This window comes from Saccharopolyspora sp. NPDC002686, assembly GCF_040295745.1.
Classification (GTDB): Bacteria; Actinomycetota; Actinomycetes; order Mycobacteriales; family Pseudonocardiaceae; genus Saccharopolyspora; species Saccharopolyspora oryzae.
Genome location: NZ_JBEOVY010000171.1, coordinates 1 through 16,011 on the forward strand (window position 1 = coordinate 1; position 16,011 = coordinate 16,011).

The window sequence follows — 16,011 nt, forward strand, 5'->3', positions numbered from 1 at the left end:
TGGCGCTCGGCATCGATGGAGTTCAACCACAGCGGGTGGGTGTTGCTGATCTCGTTCAGGTACTTGGCGTTCCCGGACCGGGTGTGGATCAGCGTCGGCAGCCGGAAGGTAGGCACCAGCACGAGTTCACCGGCGGCGGTGTCGACCTCGCTCTGGGCGACGTGGGACCGGATGTATCCCGGGGTGGCGTGCTCGGGCCAACCCCAGTCGCGCATCGGCGTCGAGTACACCTCGAGCTTGCGCGACGGGGTGAGCCAGCCGGCGGTGACCGATCCGTCGTCGTGTCGCACGCCGACGGACCCGGCTTCGCCGACCACCGGTGGCGCCGAATCCAGCGTCACCGGCCGCCGGAGCACCCCTTCCGCGTCGGCTTGCGCACCCTTCAACTCGGCCTCGGTGAGTTCCCGCTCGTCCTGGCGGTAGACGTCGTGGTCGATCTCCACGACGCCGTAGCGGCGCATGTACTCCAGCGGCGTCAATCCCTGCTCGGCGGCCTTCTCCGGCAGTCCCGGAACCTGGTTCTCGAACATCCACCGGTAGTACTCGTCGACGGTGATCTTCTCGCCCGGCCGGTACGGCGACTCGAAGTGCTTGCGGATGCCCAGCGCGTTGTCCGGATCGATGCGCCAGGACAGCTCGAACCAGAACTCGTTCTCCTCCCACACCTCGCCGGGGTTGGTGTCGCGGGTGTCGGTGTAGTCGCGGCCGAGCCGGTCCATCGCGACCCGGCGCACCGGTTGGCGGAAACCGAGCCACCGGCCGGCGTGGGTTTCGTAGGAGTGCGTGTCGTGGCGCTCCGCGCCGTGGCCCATGGGCAGCACGTAGTCGGCGAACTCCGCGGTCTCCGACCAGGTCGGTGTCAGCGCGACGTGCAGCCCGACCTTGTCCGGGTCGGTGAGCTGCTGCATCCAGGTGAAGCCGTCCGGGTTGGTCCAGATCGGGTTGTAGACGCGGGAGAAGTACACCTCCAGGCGACCACGGCCCTCGGCCAGGAAGTGCGGCAGCAGGATGGACATCTCGTTGGTGGACAACGGGTATTCGCGCGGCCAGGTCAGCTCGTTCCAGTGGTCGTGCGGCGCGGGCATCGCCGGCCCGTGCGGGATGAGCTTGTTCCAGCCGTTGGGGCTCGTGCCGCCCTTCGCGCCGATGCTGCCGGTCAGTGCGAGTACGAACCACAGCGCGCGGGCGACCTGCCAGCCGCCGAGGTTTCCGGCGCACGCCGAACGCCAGACGTGTGAAGCCAGCCGGCCGCCGCACGCGGCCACCGTCTCGGCCACTTCGGCGATCTTGTTGGCCGGGACCCGCGCCTCCTGGGCGGCGAACTCGAAGGTGTAGTCGGCGTAGTCGGACTCCAGGCGGTCGAGGAAGGTGCCGAAGTCCGACGGCGCGTCGGGGTGCAGTTCGCGCAGGTAGGTTTTCCAGTTGAACCAGCGTCGTAGGAATGCCTCGTCGATCTGGCGGGTGCGCAGCAGGTGCGAGGCGATCGCCAGCAGGATGGCGGCTTCGCTGCCCGGCCACGGCGCCAGCCAGGTGTCGGCGTGCGACGCGGTGTTGGACATCCGAGGATCGAGCACGATCAGCTTCGCGCCGCCCTGCTTGCCCTCCACGATCCGCTGGGCGTGCGGGTTGAAGTAGTGCCCGGTTTCCAGGTGCGAGGACAGCAGCAGGATCACGTTGGCGTTGGCGTAGTCCGGCGACGGGCGGTCGTATCCGGCCCACAGCGTCATGCCGAACCGCGCGCCGGACGAGCAGATGTTGGTGTGGCTGTTGTGCCCGTCGACGCCCCAGGCGTTCAGGAACCGCTCGGCGAAACCGTCCTCGCCGGGACGCCCGACGTGGTACATCACCTCTTCATGGCGGTTCTCGACGATTGCCTGGCGAATCCGGGTGGCGATGTCGTCGAGCGCCTCGTCCCAGCTGACCCGCTGCCACTGCCCGCCGCCGCGGTCGCCGCTGCGTTTGAGCGGGTGCAGGATCCGTTCCGGGTCGTTGAGCTGGTTGATCGTCGCCGGCCCCTTGGCGCAGTTGCGGCCGCGTGAGCCGGGATGCGCCGGATTGCCCTCCAGCTTCTTGATGGACAGATCGTCCTTGTCGACGTAGGCGAGCAGGCCGCAGGCACTCTCGCAGTTGAAGCAGGTCGTGGGCACCAGCGTGTACGAGTGGGGCACTTTCCGCGGATGCGCCTTCGCGTCGTACTCGACGTGGTCGTCCCAGGTGGACACCGGGGGGAAGTTGCGCAGGTGTTCGTGGTTCCGCGCGCCCGGCAGCACCGGTTCGTGGCTTCGTTGCTCGTCGTGCATGGGCGTTTCCCCTCCGGAATCAGGACAGCGGAACGTCTTGGGCGGCGCGCACGAACACGCTCTCGTAGGCCAGCAGTGCGCCCTGGACGAGGACGCCGCCCAGCACCGGAAGCACCACGGCCGTGCCCTGCCAGCCGATCGCGGCCGCTACCGCGGCGAGGGAGGCAGGCGCGACTCCGCCGCCCCAGAACAGGCGCGCATAACGACCGCGGGTGACCATGTGCGCGGCGGCCTGGGAGTTGCGGGTCGGGTGCCGGCCCAGGTACTCCAGCAGCAGCATCACCACGTGCAGGAAGCCGCTGATGGCCAGGGCGCGGACGACGAGCGCGATCGCGGCGCCGGACGGGGCGGCGAACGCGAAGAGCACCAGCGCACCGGCGCCGACCATCACCGCCTGCACGATGAGGTGCCAGAACAGCAGCGGCGACTGCCACAAGTCGCGGCCTTCGGCCTGGCCGAAGAGGAAACCGGTGTACCCAGCGGTCAGCGCCGCCGCCGGTACCGCGGCCCAGGCCAGCGGTCCGAGCACGGCGTCGGCAGTGCCTGCGGTTACGACCCCTGCTTCGACCAGCGCACCGGTGCACAACCAGGCAGCGGCGATGGCGGCGAACACCCCCAGCGCCACCGCACCCCACACCAGCCACGACGTCGGATTGGGTTTCAGCAGCAGGTACAGGAATCGCTTGGGCTGCTTCAAGTCCCAGATCAGCAGAACCCCGGTGGCCGCCACGCCCACGACGCCGAGCGCCGGTGCCACGACCGTCCCCAGCGAACCGAGGTCGACGCCGAGGAACCGCGCCAGCGCGGCGACCAGCAGCGCACCGGCGCCGAACGCCTTGGTCCACAGGTAGGTGGTCACGCGCCACCCCCACGGCCGCGGGTGCGCGGTGTTCAACGTGGTGCGCGCCCGGCTGACCGGGTCGACGGGCAGGTCCTTCGAGGCCTCGCGGCGGTGTTCGTCGGGCTGCGCCCAGATGTAGGATTCGCCGGTCGGCGCCGCCAGCGGATCCAGGACGGCCCGGTCGGCGCCGAGGTAGAAGACGTTCGGCCCGGTGTTCTGCTCGGGCGCGCGCACCTGGACGGGATTCTCGTTGACGAGCTTGGCGATCCCGCTGCCGGGATCATCCAGATCACCCACCCAGATCGAGTGGGTCGGGCACACCACGACGCACGCCGGCTCCAGCCCCTCATCGACCCGGTGGGCGCAGAAGTTGCACTTGGCGGCCGTGTGCGTGTCGTCGTCGATGTAGATCGCGTCGTACGGGCAGGCCTGCATGCAGCCCTTGCAACCGATGCAGCGGTCCCGGTCGAAGTCGACGATCCCGTCGTCGCGTTTGAACAGCGCTTTCGTCGGGCAGATCTGCACGCAGGGCGCGTCCGTGCAGTGGTTGCACCGCATCACGCCGAAATCCCGGGTAGTGGCCGGGAACTCGCCGGACTCGACGTACTTGACCCAGGTGCGGAACTGGCCGACCGGCACTTCGTGCTCGGTCTTGCACGCAACGGTGCAGGCGTGGCAGCCGATGCAGGTCCGCTGGTCGATGGCGAAGCCGTAACGCACGCCGTCCTCCTCGCCGGTCAGGGGGTGGAAAGCAATCGCGGTCGGTCGAACGAGGACTGTTCGGCGCTCCAATGCCTTTGGGCGTCGAGAACGTGTCCAGATTCAGACCGTAGATCGGTGCGCTGGCATCGGCATCAAAGGCCGTTGTTCAGGGTTATCAAATGATCTTTGAGTCTCCGGTGCGCTGGTGGGGAACGACACCGGGTTCGCCCACTGCCGCGTTCACGTTCAGCCGCAGCGCGGCCAGGCAGCCGATGGCCAGCAGGCCGGCGGACACGGCGAACGGCACCACCCAGCTGCCGGTCTGGTCGACGAGGAAGCCGAAGATCACCGGCGAGACCACGCCGGCCAGGCCGAAACCGGTGTTCATCAGGCCGCCGGCGGTCCCCGCGTGGTGCGGTGCGATGTCCATCGGGATGGACCACAGGACCGGGTTGGTCAGCTCCAGGAAGAAGAACGCCAGAGCCAGGAAGCTGGTGACCAGGACGAGATCGTTGACCAGCAGCGTCGGAACGATGCAGATGAACGAGCCGAGCAGGCCCACGAACAGCACCAGCTTCCGTGCGATCCGCAGTTCACCGGTGCGCTTGAGCAGGGCGTCGGACAGCAACCCGCCGGCGGTGTCACCGACCACGCCTGCGATCAGCACCAGGGTGGTGAACAGGGCGAACTTCTTCAGCTCCAGGCCGTAGCTCCCGGCGAAGAACGAGGGGATCCACGTCAGGTAGACCCAGAGCATCCAGCCGTAGCAGAAGTCCACGAAGGTTACCGGCAGGATCGCCTTGAGCAGTGCGCGCCACGGCACCGGTGGCCGTTCGTCCCGCCGTTGCTCGGGCGGGAGTTCGGCGAGCTCGGCTTCGGTGATCTTCGGATGGTCACCAGGCCGGTTCCGGTACATCAGCCACCAGACGACGACCCAGACTCCGCTGGCCGCGCCGAGGATCCAGAACGACGCTCGCCAGTGCAGCACAGCGATGATCAAGGCGACGACGGTGGGCGCGATGGCGTTGCCGATGCGGGAGAACGCATGCGTGATGCCCTGCCCGTACGCGCGGCGGTGGGGCGGCAACCATTTCGTCATCGCGTGCGTCGCGGAGGGGAACGAGGCGCCCTCGCCGAAACCCAGCGCCAGGCGCGCGGCGAAAAGGCTGACCAGTCCGGCGGCGAAACCGGTGAGCACGGTGGACACCGCCCACACCAGACCCGCGGCGCCGAGCACGACGCGCGGTCCGAAGCGGTCCGCCAGGTAGCCACCGAACGCCTGGAAGAACGCGTACGGCACGGCGAAGGCCGAGAGCACGAATCCCAGCTGGGTGTGCGACAGGCCGAGGTCGTGCTGGATGAACGGGGCGGCCGTGGAGATGTTGACGCGGTCGATGTAGGTGAGGAAGTACATCGCGCACAGCAGCAGGAGGATTCGGCCGCGCACGCGGGTGCGGATCATGCCCACCGGGCCGGGGTCGGTGGGCGGCGCGGGCACGGACTTCGGACGGGAACGGGCTTTGGAGTCCACTGATCACACCGCCTTGACTGGCGTGGGTACGACGGGACGGCCGACGCGAGGTCGGCGCATGAGGTCCAGCTCGGGAACGCGCTTTGCCGGCTCGGGCTGCACCGGGGTTCAGGGCCTGGAGCCGGGGTCGCGTACTTCGATGGCGCCGAAAGCGCTATTCCAATAATTGGAATGGAATGCCGCATTACGGTATCGATGGGCCGGAGCTGTGTCAACGGTCACATCGCCGAGACGGCGGTGGGCCCGTTGACTCTGTTCCGTCTGGCTCGTACGTTCAGTTGGCATCGGCTCTCATATTGTGAAAGTGCCGATCGGCGCCGTCGTCGACCCGGCATGGCTGCGTTCGCTGACGCACCACCAGGGAGGACACCGACATGTCCGAGAGTTCGTCGTCCGTCCACGACGCCATCGCGGAAGTGGTTGCGCGAGCCCGAACCGCGCAGCGCACCTTCGAAACCTACGACCAGGGGCGGGTCGACGATGTCGTCGCCGCCGTGGCGTGGGCGATCTACCAGCCCGAACGGGCCCGGCAGCTGGCCGAGCTCGCCGTCGCCGACACCGGGCTGGGTCGTGTCGAGGACAAGATCGCCAAGAACCAGCGCAAAACGATCGGTACGCTGCGGGACCTCACCGGCGCACCGTCGGTCGGGGTGATCGATCGCGACCCGGACAAGGGCATCACCGAATACGCCAAGCCGGTCGGCGTCGTCGCCGCGATCTGCCCGTCCACCAACCCGGCGGCGACCCCGGCCAACAAGACGATGATGGTGATGAAGGGCCGCAATGCCGTCATCCTTTCCCCATCGCCGAAAGGCGCGAGCACCTGTCGATTGCTGGTGGACTACATCCACGCCGAGTTCGACAGGATCGGTGCGCCGCGCGATCTGGTGCAGTTCATCGAAGTCCCGGACAAGGACAAGACCTACGAACTGATGCGCCAGACGGACTTCGTGGTCGTCACCGGCTCGCAGCGAAACGTGCGGCAGGCGTACAGCAGCGGCACGCCTGCGATCGGGGTGGGTGCGGGCAACGCGCCGGTGCTGGTGCACTCCGATGCCGATGTCGCCGACGCGGCCGAGAAGATCAAGCGCAGCAAGACTTTCGACTATGCGACGAGCTGCTCGTCCGAGAATTCCGTGCACATCCACGACGCCGTCTACGACGAAGCCATCGCCGCACTGCGCGAGCAGGGCGGCTACCTGTTGACGGCAGAGGAAAAGGCCAGATTGGAAGCCGTGATGTGGCCCGGCGGCAAACTCAGCCCCGCGGTCACGGCGCAGGCGCCCGAGAAGATCGCCGCGTTGGCCGGGCTGGATGCTCCAGGGGCTCGGAAAGCGGAGTTCTTCATGGTCGAAGAGGACGGTGTCGGTCCAGAATTCCCGTTCAGCGGCGAGAAGTTGTCTGTGGTCCTCACGGTGTACCGCTACGCGGAACTGCCGGTCGCCGTGGAGCGGATCCAACACCTTCTGGACCACCAGGGAGCCGGGCACTCTTGCGGCATCCACACCGCTGACCAGCAGAACGCGCGATACGTGGCTGAGCGGCTCCGGGTGGCGCGCGTGCTGGTCAACCAGGCCCACTGCTTCGGCACCGGCGGCGGGTTCGACAACGGTCTCGGCTTCACCCTCACGATGGGCGCAGGGACGTGGGCCGGCAACAGCATCAGCGAGAACCTTTCGTACCGGCACTTCCTCAACATCACCCGGTTGGCCACCACCATCCCGCCGCGGGAGCCGGACGAAGAGCAGTTGTGGGGCGAATACTTCCGGAAGCACGGGCGGTGAGCGATGGATCTGCTGGAATACGAAGGAAAACAGCTGGTCGGCGAGGCCGGGGTAGCGGTACCCCGCAGCGCGCTCGTGTCGGATCCGGCCGCAGCGCAACGAGCCGCAGCCGCGATCGGCGGCAAGGTGGTGCTGAAAAGCCAGGTACCGACCGGCAAACGCGGCAAGCTCGGCGGAATCGACTTCGCCGCAGGCGGAGCCGAAGCAGGAGAGGTCGCGCAGCGCCTGCTCGGCGCGGACATCGGCGGCCATGTCGTGCACGAGTTGCTCGTCGAGGAATGCGTCGACATCCGGTCCGAACTGTACGCCGCCATCCTCAACGACCCGAACAGCAAAGGTCCGCTCGTGCTGTTCTCGGACCAGGGCGGGATGGACGTCGAGGAAGTCGAACCGGGCGCGATCCGATCCCTGGCAGTGGACATCCGCGTCGGGCTGACCGCCGAGGCCGTTCGCGGGCTTGTCGCGGTCCCGGGGCTGGCCGATGAGGTCGTGGACCAGGTGGTGACCACGCTGCTGGCCGCATATCGGCTCTACCGGGACGTCGACGCGACGCTGGTCGAGATCAACCCGCTCGCGGTCGGCGCGGACGGGCGCGTCATCGCGCTGGACAGCAAGGTTTCGCTGGACCCGGCAGCGATCCCGCGGCATGCCGAACTGCTGTCGGGACTCGGGATGACAGGGCAGGACCCGGGCACCGACCTGGAGCGCGAGGGAAAGCAACTCGGCCTGCAGTACATGGAGCTCGACGGCGACGTCGGAGTGCTGGCCAACGGAGCCGGTCTGACCATGACCACAGTGGATGCCGTCCGGCACTACGGCGGGCGGGCGGCGAACTTCCTGGAGATCGGCGGGGACGCCTACACCAAGGCGACTCCCGCGCTTCGCCTGGTCCTGTCCAACCCCCGCGTGCGCAGCCTCGTGGTCAACTTCTGCGGTGCGTTCGCGCGCACCGACGTCATGGCCGAAGGAGTCGTTGCGGCGTGGGAAGAACTCAAGCCCCGGATTCCGGTGTTCTTCACCATCCACGGTACCGGCGAGGACGAGGCCGTGGCGCTCGTCCGGGAACGCCTGGGAGCGACCCCTTTCGACAGGATGGACGACGCGGTGCGCGCGGCGGTCGCGGCGGCCGGTGAACAGCGCGAGGTGATGAACTGATGCTCGTCCGCAAGCACGAAGGCGTGCTGGTCCAAGGCATCACCGGCAAGCAGGGCACGTTCTGGTCCGAGCGGATGGTCGAGTCCGGCACCCGGATCGTCGCCGGTGCCAGCCCCGGCAAGGGTGGCCGGAACGTCAACGGAATCCCGGTCTACGACGCGGTTTCCGACGCGGTCGCGCAACACGAGGTAGCCGCAAGCGTGCTGTTCGTGCCGCCGATGGGGGCACGCGCCGCGGCGCTGGATGCGATCCACGCAGGCGTGCGCAAGCTGGTCATCCTCACCGAGCACATCCCGTACCAGGACGTGATGCGGGTGCTCGCCGAGGCCGCCGAGCACGGCACCCAGGTGCTCGGCCCGAACACGGCGGGCCTGGTGCTGCCAGGGGAGACGGCCGTCGGCATCATGCCCGGCTTCGCCGCGAACATCTTCCAACCCGGCGACATCGGGGTGATCTCGCGCAGCGGCAGCCTCGGCACGCTGCTCGCGCTCAACCTCGTCTCGGCGGGATACGGCCAGTCGGCGTTCATCGGCATCGGAGGAGACCCGATCCTCGGCACCACCACGACCGACGCGCTGCGGACCCTTCAAACCGACCCGCGCACTCGCGCGGTGGTGCTGGTCGGTGAGATCGGCGGGACGATGGAAGAGGAAGCCGCCGAATACATCACCACCATGACAAAACCGGTGGTTGCCTTCATCGCTGGGCGAAGCGCGCCACCGGGACGGCGGATGGGACACGCCGGAGCGATCGTGACCGGCAGCAAGGGCAGCGGCGAGTCGAAAGCCCGAGCACTCGCCGAAGCGGGTGCCACCGTGCTCGACCTCCCCAGCCAGGTGTCCGAAGCACTGATCGGCCACGGAATAACCGCGACCGACCTGCGCACCACCACGCCGATCACCTGACTCCTCCCGGTCCTGCGACGTCGGCGTGGGTCCGGCGAGAAGCTCCGGAGAATCGCTGGTTCTCCGGAGCTTTGTCATCTCCGCCCGCTGGCTGTCACAAGACTTCGCCGTGCACTTGGCGTCCACCGAGGAAGGTCGCCCGGACCTCCAATCCGGCGATCTCCCGGGGCGGTACCCGATGCGGATCGGCGGACAACACGACGAGGTCGGCGTACTTGCCCGGTTCGAGGGAGCCCACCTGGTCGTCGCAGAACAGCTGCCAGGCCGGATCGATGGTCTGCGCCCGGATCGCCTGGTCAACGGTGAGTCGCTCCTCAGGTGCCAGCACCCTACCGCTGCTGGATTGCCGTGTTGTCGCTACTGCGATGTTGCGCAGAGGTTCTTCCGGCGTGACCGGGGGATCGTTGTGCAGCGAGATGCGGAGTCCGGCCCACACCGCGGAGCCGGCCGCGGCCCACCGCGCGCCGCGCTCCGGACCGAACAGCCCGTCGACGAGCACGTCACCCCAGTAGTGCAGGTGGTCGACGAACAGGCTGCACGTTGCGCCGATTCGGGCCGCTCGGGCGTACTGCTCGGCCGTCATCGTTCCGCAGTGCTCCAAGCGCAGTCGGTGGTCCGGACGCGGTTGGCGCCCCAGCAGTTCCTCCCACACGTCGAGCACCATGTCCACGCCTTCGTCGCCATGCACGTGGCAGGCCAACTGCCAGCCGGCGGCGAAGTAGGCCTCGCTGATCTCCCGCAGCTGCTCCGGCGTGTAGTTGGGGTGCCCGCGATGATCGCAGCCGAGGCCCATCGCCGTCGTCTGCGGGGTGTTGAGGTACGGGAAGCTGGTGGCGATGTTGCCGACCCAGGGAGAGCCGTCGCACCAGATCTTGATGCCGATCTGCTTGACGAGGTCATCGCCGTTGTCCAGCGGAACTTCACTGCGCAGAGCAGGCCCGGCCTTCTCGTACATCCGCACTCGGGCGGTCAGCACGCCGTTGCGCGCTGCCTGGTCGAAGGCGGGGCGGTGGGCGGGGTCGAAGCCGATGTCGGAGATCGTCGTGACCCCGGCCGCCGAAAGTGCGGCGAACTCGGTGGCCAGCACCGGAATCAGTTCGTCCGGACGGTGCGCGGTCAGTGCGCGAAGGCGCCAGCCCGCGCTCTCGTACGCGACGCCGGTCAACTCGCCATCGCCGTCCCGCCCGAAGCTGCCACCGGTTGGGTCCTCGGTCGCGCTCGAGACACCTGCCACCCGCGCTGCCGCGGTGTTGAAGTACACCGCATGCCCGGAGTTGTGCGTGATGATGAACGGACGATCTGGCGCCATCTCGTCCATCCACGCCTTCTCGGGAGTTACCAGCCCTTCCTGCAGGAGGGGGTCCCAGCCGAAGAAGTGCGCGACCCGGTCGTCGTCCGAGACCAGCTCGCGTTTGATCCGGTCCAGGACGTCCGCCGCGGTGGGCGCGGTGACCGGCCGGATGTCAATCATGGCGCCGCTGCGCACTATCCCGTCCAGGACCGGATGACCGTGCGCCTCGACGAATCCGGGCATCAGGCAGCCGCCGCGGAGATCGATCGTGCGGGATTTCGGTCCCTGGTGGGCCAGCACTTCCGCGGTGGTGCCGATCGCGAGGATCCGATCCCCGGCCACCGCGACCGCTTCGGCGGTGGGCCGCTTCCGGTCCGCTGTGAGCACTGTGCCACCGGTGAAGATGATGTCGGCACTGGTCATCGTGAGCTCACACTTTCCGCGGCGACCTCGTGCCGCTGTCTCGACGATAGGGGCCGGCTTTCCTTGACCAGCAGCGTGCATGCGGTGGAGATCAGTCCGATGACGATCAGGTAGCAGGCGATCGACCACGAGTGGCCACCGCTGAGCGCGAGCATCGAGGTCGCGATGATCGGTGCGGTGCCGCCGCCGATCACGGTGGCGATCTGGACGCCGAGTGCAGCGCCGGTGCAGCGGACCTCGGGATCGAAGATCTCGGTGAAGAACGCGCCCTGGGTCTGGTACATCAACACGTTCGCCAGGCTGATCAGGGTGATGGCCAGCAGGGCCAGCGGGAAGCTCCCGGTGTCGAACAGCCAGAACGTCGGGAACGCCGTGACCATCAACCCGATCGTTCCGGCTAGGTACACCGGCCGCCGCCCGATGCGGTCGCCGAGCGCGGCCACCGGCATTGACACCAGAGTCATCAGCAGTAGACCCGAGATGAACTTCGCCATCAGGACCACGTTCGATTCCATGCCGATCTGCTGGGTTCCGTACGACAGCAGGAACACGCTCGTGAGAAAAGCGATCGTGGTGTTGCCCAGGTGCATGCCGATGATGAGCAGCACGGTTTTCCACTGCCGCTGCAAGACCGCTGCCAGCGGGATCCGACGGCTGCGCCCTTCCTGCTGCATCTGCTGGAAGACCGGCGTTTCTTCCACCTTCAGCCGGATGAACATGCCGACGATGACGAGGATCGCGCTGAACAGGAAGGGTGTTCGCCAACCCCAAGTGAGGAACGATTGCTTGTCCAGCACGGTGGTGAGCACGAGGACGGTCGCGGTGGACAGGACACCGCCCGCGGTCGACCCGAGCTGCACCCATCCGCCGTAGAAGCCGCGCTTGCGTTCATCGGCGTGCTCGGTCGCGAGTGCCGCAGCACCAGCCCATTCACCGCCGAGCGCGAAGCCCTGCAGCATCCGCAGAATCGACAACAACACCGGGGCCAGCGCGCCGATCGTGTTGTAGCTGGGCAGGATTCCGATCAGGAAGGTGGAGACACCCATCAAGCTCAGCGACGCGATCAGAGAAGTCTTCCGCCCCACCCGGTCCCCGAAGTAGCCGAATGCGATCCCGCCTATCGGGCGGGCCAGGAAACCGGCGGCGAAGGTGGCGAAGGACGCGATGGTCCCGGTGGCGGCGTCGAGGTCGGTGAAGAACAGCTGGCTGAAGACGAGGGCTGCCATCGTGCCGTACAGGAAGAAGTCGTACCACTCGATGGTCGTGCCGATGAGACTCGCCATCGCCACTCTCGACATGCGTCTGCGGTGCGAGGCGTCGTCCGTACTTCTCTCGCTCACCATGCTCGACGCTCCTTACGGGCGAGATGAGTGATGCAGGTAACAGACATTGTTAGTTTTCGTGCGGATTCCTCGGCTGGCCAGATCCAGTTCGAGCCCGCTCGATGGGTCCAGTCCCGCGGACAGTTGCAGGAGCCCTTCGTTCGGACTCGTAGCCGCAGGTGGTGTTGGAGCTGTGAACGTAGGCGGGTTCTCGCTTGGCGCGGGATCAACCGGCGAGGGAGCTGCACCCAACCACCGTAGAAGCCGCAGCGCCCAGGAGGCGCGTGCTCGACCAGCAGCGCGACAGCGTTACCCCATTCCCCGCCTAGTGAGAGCCCCTGGCTTCACCGTGCTGGCGGAAGACCCGTACGACGTCGATCCCGCGTCGATCAAAGACATTGCGGTCCACACCACGGTATTCGGACAATTGATCGGGAACTCAAAGGAATGATCTCCGTGTGTGCACGTGCTGGAGCCGGACCCGGGCAACGGCGGCGTGGGTACGGTGGATGTTCGCCGAGCGGGCGCGTGGTCGGTCGGTGGCGTCGTTGGCGCGGGAGCTCAATGGGCGTGGCGTGCCGTGTCCGGCCGATGTGGACCAGGCTCGGAACACACATCGCCCGGGTAAGGGGTGGATTGCCCGCACTATTGCGCTGATTTTGGAGAATCCGCGCTACACGGGCCGGCAGGTCTGAAACCGGCACTCCACGAAGGGCCACGGCGCCGGGGGACGCGCAGGTGTCCGAGGCTCAGGGGTAGTGCGGCGGAATGCGGTGCAGGAGTGGGAAGTGTCCGAGGAGCGGTCGCATCCGGCGTTGGTCGAAGGGTCCACGTTCCTCGACGTGCAACGGATCCGTGCGGTCCGGGCGACCAAGGACGGCGAGGCTCGCACGTACGAGTTGGCTGATCTGGTGGTGTGTGGGGAGTGCGACCGTCGGATGGATGCGCACTGGGTGCATGGTCGTGCCGGGTATCGCTGCCGCCACGGCTACAAGGCCGCTCTACCGCGGCCGAGTCCGGTGCCCCGCACCGTGTACGTTCGCGAGGATCATCTTCGCGATGCTTTACCCGGCCTGCTCCGTCAGCAACGCGGGGAACCACCCGACGATGAGGCGGGGGAAGAAGTTGGTGACCATCTCCGCCGTGTAGGACTGGAGATCGTGTGCGGTCATGCGGGCCGGCATCTCAGGCGGATACCAGGCTGTCCAGCTCCCGAGCTGATCGCCTCGCCCGGCGAGAACCCTTCCGCGTTCGAGACGGACTCCACCGTCGAGCGTCAGAAGAAAGAACGCCGCTACCAGAAGTGAGGAGTGCTAGCCTCCGAGTCAGAAAACCCGTGGGGTAAGAGAGTGTCCGAGGACGGACCTGAACCAAATCCCCACCTTGTTCGAGCCTGCGGTGCTGTGCCTGGCAGGCGGTAGCTCGAGTGCGGGTCGGCGGTGAGGGCGCCTGGTTGGTGTGCGTTCGCGCCTCTTCGCCGGGTTCATCTTCAACGCTCAGCCCATGATCGTGCAGCTGGGCTTCGCGCTGGCGCTGGGTATCGTCATCGACGCATTCGTCATCCGCATGACATTCATCCCGGCCACGATGGCACTCGTGAAAGAAAAGGCATGGTGGATCCCCGGGTGGCTGGACCGCCTCGTGCCCGACCTCGACGTCGAGGGAGACAAGCTGACGCACAAGATCCCGCTCGCCGCCCCCACCGACAACCGCCGACGCAGCGAGTCTGAGCTCCGGAACCAGTCACGGGTGTCCACGGTTTCAACCGACACTGTGGATACCCGTGCTCACAATGTACTGGAAATGGTTATGCCCCAATGACCTCGGCGAATCCGCACGCAACCAACGCAACATGGCAGCCGACGTCAGCGGGGAAAGCCGTGCCGAACTGGCCCGATCAGTCGTCAATGAAATGCAGGTGATCGTGATTTCGTTTACGAGTGTGCCGCCACCGGTGTCGTGGTGTCGTTCCGCTGCTTGCGGCGCAGCCGTCCGCAGATCAGCGACTCGCCGTGACCAGTTCGGAAATCTGCTTGTCGCGATCGATCGAGACGACGCCTTCGCGCTCCATCTTACCGGGTCAAGCCCAAACTCCTCGTGGCGACGTGGTCGATCAGGACTTGATCATCCCGACGCTCCCCGGCGAAATCTCTACAGCAGAATAGGTGTGCTTACCTATTTTTCGGAAATGCAGCGGCTCATCCATAGGGTGACGCCGGAGTCAGATGCTGGTCTGGCCAGGCGCTGTGCGGCGAGCAAGTGTGCGCAGTAGTGCGCGGGGCATCAGGTGGGCTGCCGCAGCCACGGCTTGGTATTTGCGTCCGGGTATGTGGAGGGCGTCGCCGCGGGCGGCGGCGCTCAATGCGCTCACCGCTACCGCGTCCGCACTCATCCAGGCACGCTCGGGCACTTTGTCGAAAGCGTGCTCGCCGACCCGCTGTTGAAATTCTGTGCGGACGGCACCGGGCATCACCGCCGTGACAGTTACGCCCGTATCGCTGAGCTCGGTGTGGAGAGATTCCGAAAAGCTGGTCACAAAAGCTTTTGTCGCTCCGTAGATCGCACTGCACGGGGAGGGCGGCAACGCGGAGAGCGACGACAGATTCATGATTGTGCCGTGCCCCGCCGCTACCATGTGGGGAACAACCGCATGAGTGAGTTGGACCAGGGCTACGACGTTGAGCTCGATCTGGGCGGTCTCGGCGGCCACTGGCTGGCGGTGGAAGAGCCCCACTGATCCGATACTGGCATTGTTGATCAGAAGGTCCAGTGGCCATTGGTTTCCGATTTTTTGCGCGATCTCGACGATATCGTCCGGGTTGCTCAGGTCGGCCGCAGCGACTTGGACCTCGATGTTGTGTTCACGCTGGAGGCGTTCGGCGAGAACTTGCAGTCGCTCACGGTTACGGGCGACCAATACCAGGTCTGTTCCGCCACAAGCGAGTCAGCTCGAGATAGCGGTCCGGGCCGTGCGGCGCCGTGACCGCCTCAAGCAGTGGGACCGCGACCCGGTGCAACGATGCTCGGCCGAGTTGCGGTCACAGACGCTCCCACCACAGATCTTCTCCTGGGGCTCGGCGTTCCAAGGGATCAGGCTAGGGACGTCGAGGTTCCCGCGCAGCTCAGTGCACCGGGCATTTACATCCGTTCGCTGCGGTGTTACCTGGTCTGCGCGAGGACGCGGGCGAAGGCCTGCAGAGCCGTAACCGGGCCGCATCGTGGACGGGCAAGGTGGACCGCTCGAGGGTACAAACGGGGTGCAGCCCGGTTGGGGGTTCGGTGTGGGGCGGACGTGCTTGTTCGGGTGACTATGTACTCATTCAGGTTGTACGTGGCGGGGCAGACGGAGCGGTCCCAGGCTGCGGTGGCGAACCTGCGGTTGCTGTGTGAGTCCATGGTTCCCGGTCGCTACGAACTCGAGGTCATCGACGCCGCCGAACGCCCGGACGTGGCGGCGGAGGAACGAATCCTGGCCACGCCCACGGTGGTCAGGCTCGCACCGCTGCCGCAAAGGCGGGTGATCGGGGATCTGTCCGATCACAGCCGCGCCGCCGCGGCCCTCGGCCTCCCGGAGGCGGACGCGTTGCCTTCGGAAAGGCGGTGACCCGTGACCGGCAGCGACGAGATCGAGCGGATCACCACCGGTATCAGCGGCTTCGACCAGGTCGCGCTGGGCGGGCTTCCCGCTGAGCGGTCCACGCTCGTGACCGGCACGACCGGCAGCGGCAAGACGTTGTTCGCCGTTGAGGTCCTCGCC

The 16,011-nt window shown here is 66.8% G+C and carries 14 protein-coding genes; 8 read left to right on the forward strand and 6 right to left on the reverse strand.

The window, feature by feature from the left end; genetic code table 11:
- From ABTZ89_RS21930 to ABTZ89_RS21940, 3 genes are all read right to left on the reverse strand, one after another.
- Positions 1 to 2,300 (reverse strand): molybdopterin-dependent oxidoreductase (locus ABTZ89_RS21930; protein WP_351047595.1); only part of this gene is annotated, 2,300 nt, incomplete at its 3' end.
- A 19-nt stretch (positions 2,301 to 2,319) separates the two neighbouring features.
- Positions 2,320 to 3,861 carry a 4Fe-4S dicluster domain-containing protein gene (locus tag ABTZ89_RS21935; RefSeq protein ID WP_270948248.1) on the reverse strand — a complete coding sequence of 514 codons (1,542 nt, stop codon included), beginning with the start codon at positions 3,859 to 3,861 and terminating at the stop codon, positions 2,320 to 2,322.
- Between the two features lie 157 nt (positions 3,862 to 4,018).
- Positions 4,019 to 5,374 (reverse strand): MFS transporter, encoded by a 1,356-nt coding sequence (locus ABTZ89_RS21940; protein ID WP_351047597.1) that lies wholly within the window; start codon positions 5,372 to 5,374, stop codon positions 4,019 to 4,021.
- A 374-nt stretch (positions 5,375 to 5,748) separates the two neighbouring features.
- On the opposite strand from ABTZ89_RS21940, the gene sauS reads away from it, so the two are divergent.
- From sauS to sucD, 3 genes are read left to right on the forward strand one after another with little or no spacing between them, the layout of a single operon-like run.
- Positions 5,749 to 7,158, forward strand: coding sequence for an acylating sulfoacetaldehyde dehydrogenase (gene sauS, locus ABTZ89_RS21945; protein WP_351047599.1), 1,410 nt, complete (start codon positions 5,749 to 5,751; stop codon positions 7,156 to 7,158).
- A 3-nt stretch (positions 7,159 to 7,161) separates the two neighbouring features.
- Positions 7,162 to 8,313: a succinate--CoA ligase subunit beta gene (locus ABTZ89_RS21950; protein ID WP_351047601.1), complete on the forward strand. Its 1,152-nt coding sequence runs from the start codon at positions 7,162 to 7,164 to the stop codon at positions 8,311 to 8,313.
- Positions 8,313 to 9,218, forward strand: coding sequence for a succinate--CoA ligase subunit alpha (gene sucD, locus ABTZ89_RS21955; protein ID WP_351047604.1), 906 nt, complete (start codon positions 8,313 to 8,315; stop codon positions 9,216 to 9,218). Before ABTZ89_RS21950 ends, sucD begins: the two co-directional genes overlap by 1 nt.
- 94 nt (positions 9,219 to 9,312) lie before the next feature.
- Here sucD and ABTZ89_RS21960 read toward each other — a convergent pair whose 3' ends face one another.
- Positions 9,313 to 10,932, reverse strand: coding sequence for an amidohydrolase (locus tag ABTZ89_RS21960; protein WP_351047606.1), 1,620 nt, complete (start codon positions 10,930 to 10,932; stop codon positions 9,313 to 9,315).
- On the reverse strand, positions 10,929 to 12,215 hold the full coding sequence (locus ABTZ89_RS21965) for an MFS transporter (RefSeq protein ID WP_270948242.1): 1,287 nt from the start codon (positions 12,213 to 12,215) through the stop codon (positions 10,929 to 10,931). The genes ABTZ89_RS21960 and ABTZ89_RS21965 overlap by 4 nt, the downstream gene beginning before the upstream one ends.
- A 497-nt stretch (positions 12,216 to 12,712) precedes the next feature.
- Here ABTZ89_RS21965 and ABTZ89_RS21970 point away from each other — a divergent pair, with 497 nt between their 5' ends.
- The 3 genes from ABTZ89_RS21970 (at position 12,713) to ABTZ89_RS21980 (ending at position 14,075) form a co-directional block, all read left to right on the forward strand.
- On the forward strand, positions 12,713 to 12,949 hold the full coding sequence (locus tag ABTZ89_RS21970) for a recombinase family protein (RefSeq protein WP_502949579.1): 237 nt from the start codon (positions 12,713 to 12,715) through the stop codon (positions 12,947 to 12,949).
- A gap of 93 nt (positions 12,950 to 13,042) precedes the next feature.
- The gene (locus tag ABTZ89_RS21975; RefSeq protein ID WP_351047612.1) at positions 13,043 to 13,561 is read left to right on the forward strand and encodes a recombinase zinc ribbon domain-containing protein; all 519 of its coding nucleotides are present in this window, start codon (positions 13,043 to 13,045) and stop codon (positions 13,559 to 13,561) included.
- 151 nt (positions 13,562 to 13,712) lie between these two features.
- On the forward strand, positions 13,713 to 14,075 hold the full coding sequence (locus ABTZ89_RS21980) for an MMPL family transporter (protein WP_351047615.1): 363 nt from the start codon (positions 13,713 to 13,715) through the stop codon (positions 14,073 to 14,075).
- A gap of 400 nt (positions 14,076 to 14,475) precedes the next feature.
- Here ABTZ89_RS21980 and ABTZ89_RS21985 read toward each other — a convergent pair whose 3' ends face one another.
- Positions 14,476 to 15,177, reverse strand: a complete 702-nt coding sequence (locus tag ABTZ89_RS21985) for an SDR family NAD(P)-dependent oxidoreductase (RefSeq protein ID WP_351047621.1) — start codon at positions 15,175 to 15,177, stop codon at positions 14,476 to 14,478.
- A gap of 408 nt (positions 15,178 to 15,585) precedes the next feature.
- Between ABTZ89_RS21985 and ABTZ89_RS21990 the strand changes: the two genes are divergently transcribed.
- Both ABTZ89_RS21990 and ABTZ89_RS21995 read left to right on the forward strand, forming a co-directional pair.
- Positions 15,586 to 15,858 (forward strand): circadian clock KaiB family protein, encoded by a 273-nt coding sequence (locus tag ABTZ89_RS21990; protein WP_351047618.1) that lies wholly within the window; start codon positions 15,586 to 15,588, stop codon positions 15,856 to 15,858.
- Between the two features lie 3 nt (positions 15,859 to 15,861).
- Positions 15,862 to 16,011: ATPase domain-containing protein (locus ABTZ89_RS21995; RefSeq protein ID WP_351047624.1), on the forward strand; the 150-nt coding region annotated here is incomplete at its 3' end.

Bases quoted from the DNA above. Each gene is read 5' to 3' on its own strand.
- ABTZ89_RS21960 (WP_351047606.1), bottom strand. From the start codon at position 10,932: ATGACCAGTGCCGACATCATCTTCACCGGTGGCACAGTGCTCACAGCG.
- sucD (WP_351047604.1), top strand. From the start codon at position 8,313: ATGCTCGTCCGCAAGCACGAAGGCGTGCTGGTCCAAGGCATCACCGGC.
- sauS (WP_351047599.1), top strand. From the start codon at position 5,749: ATGTCCGAGAGTTCGTCGTCCGTCCACGACGCCATCGCGGAAGTGGTT.
- ABTZ89_RS21950 (WP_351047601.1), top strand. From the start codon at position 7,162: ATGGATCTGCTGGAATACGAAGGAAAACAGCTGGTCGGCGAGGCCGGG.
- ABTZ89_RS21965 (WP_270948242.1), bottom strand. From the start codon at position 12,215: ATGGCGAGTCTCATCGGCACGACCATCGAGTGGTACGACTTCTTCCTG.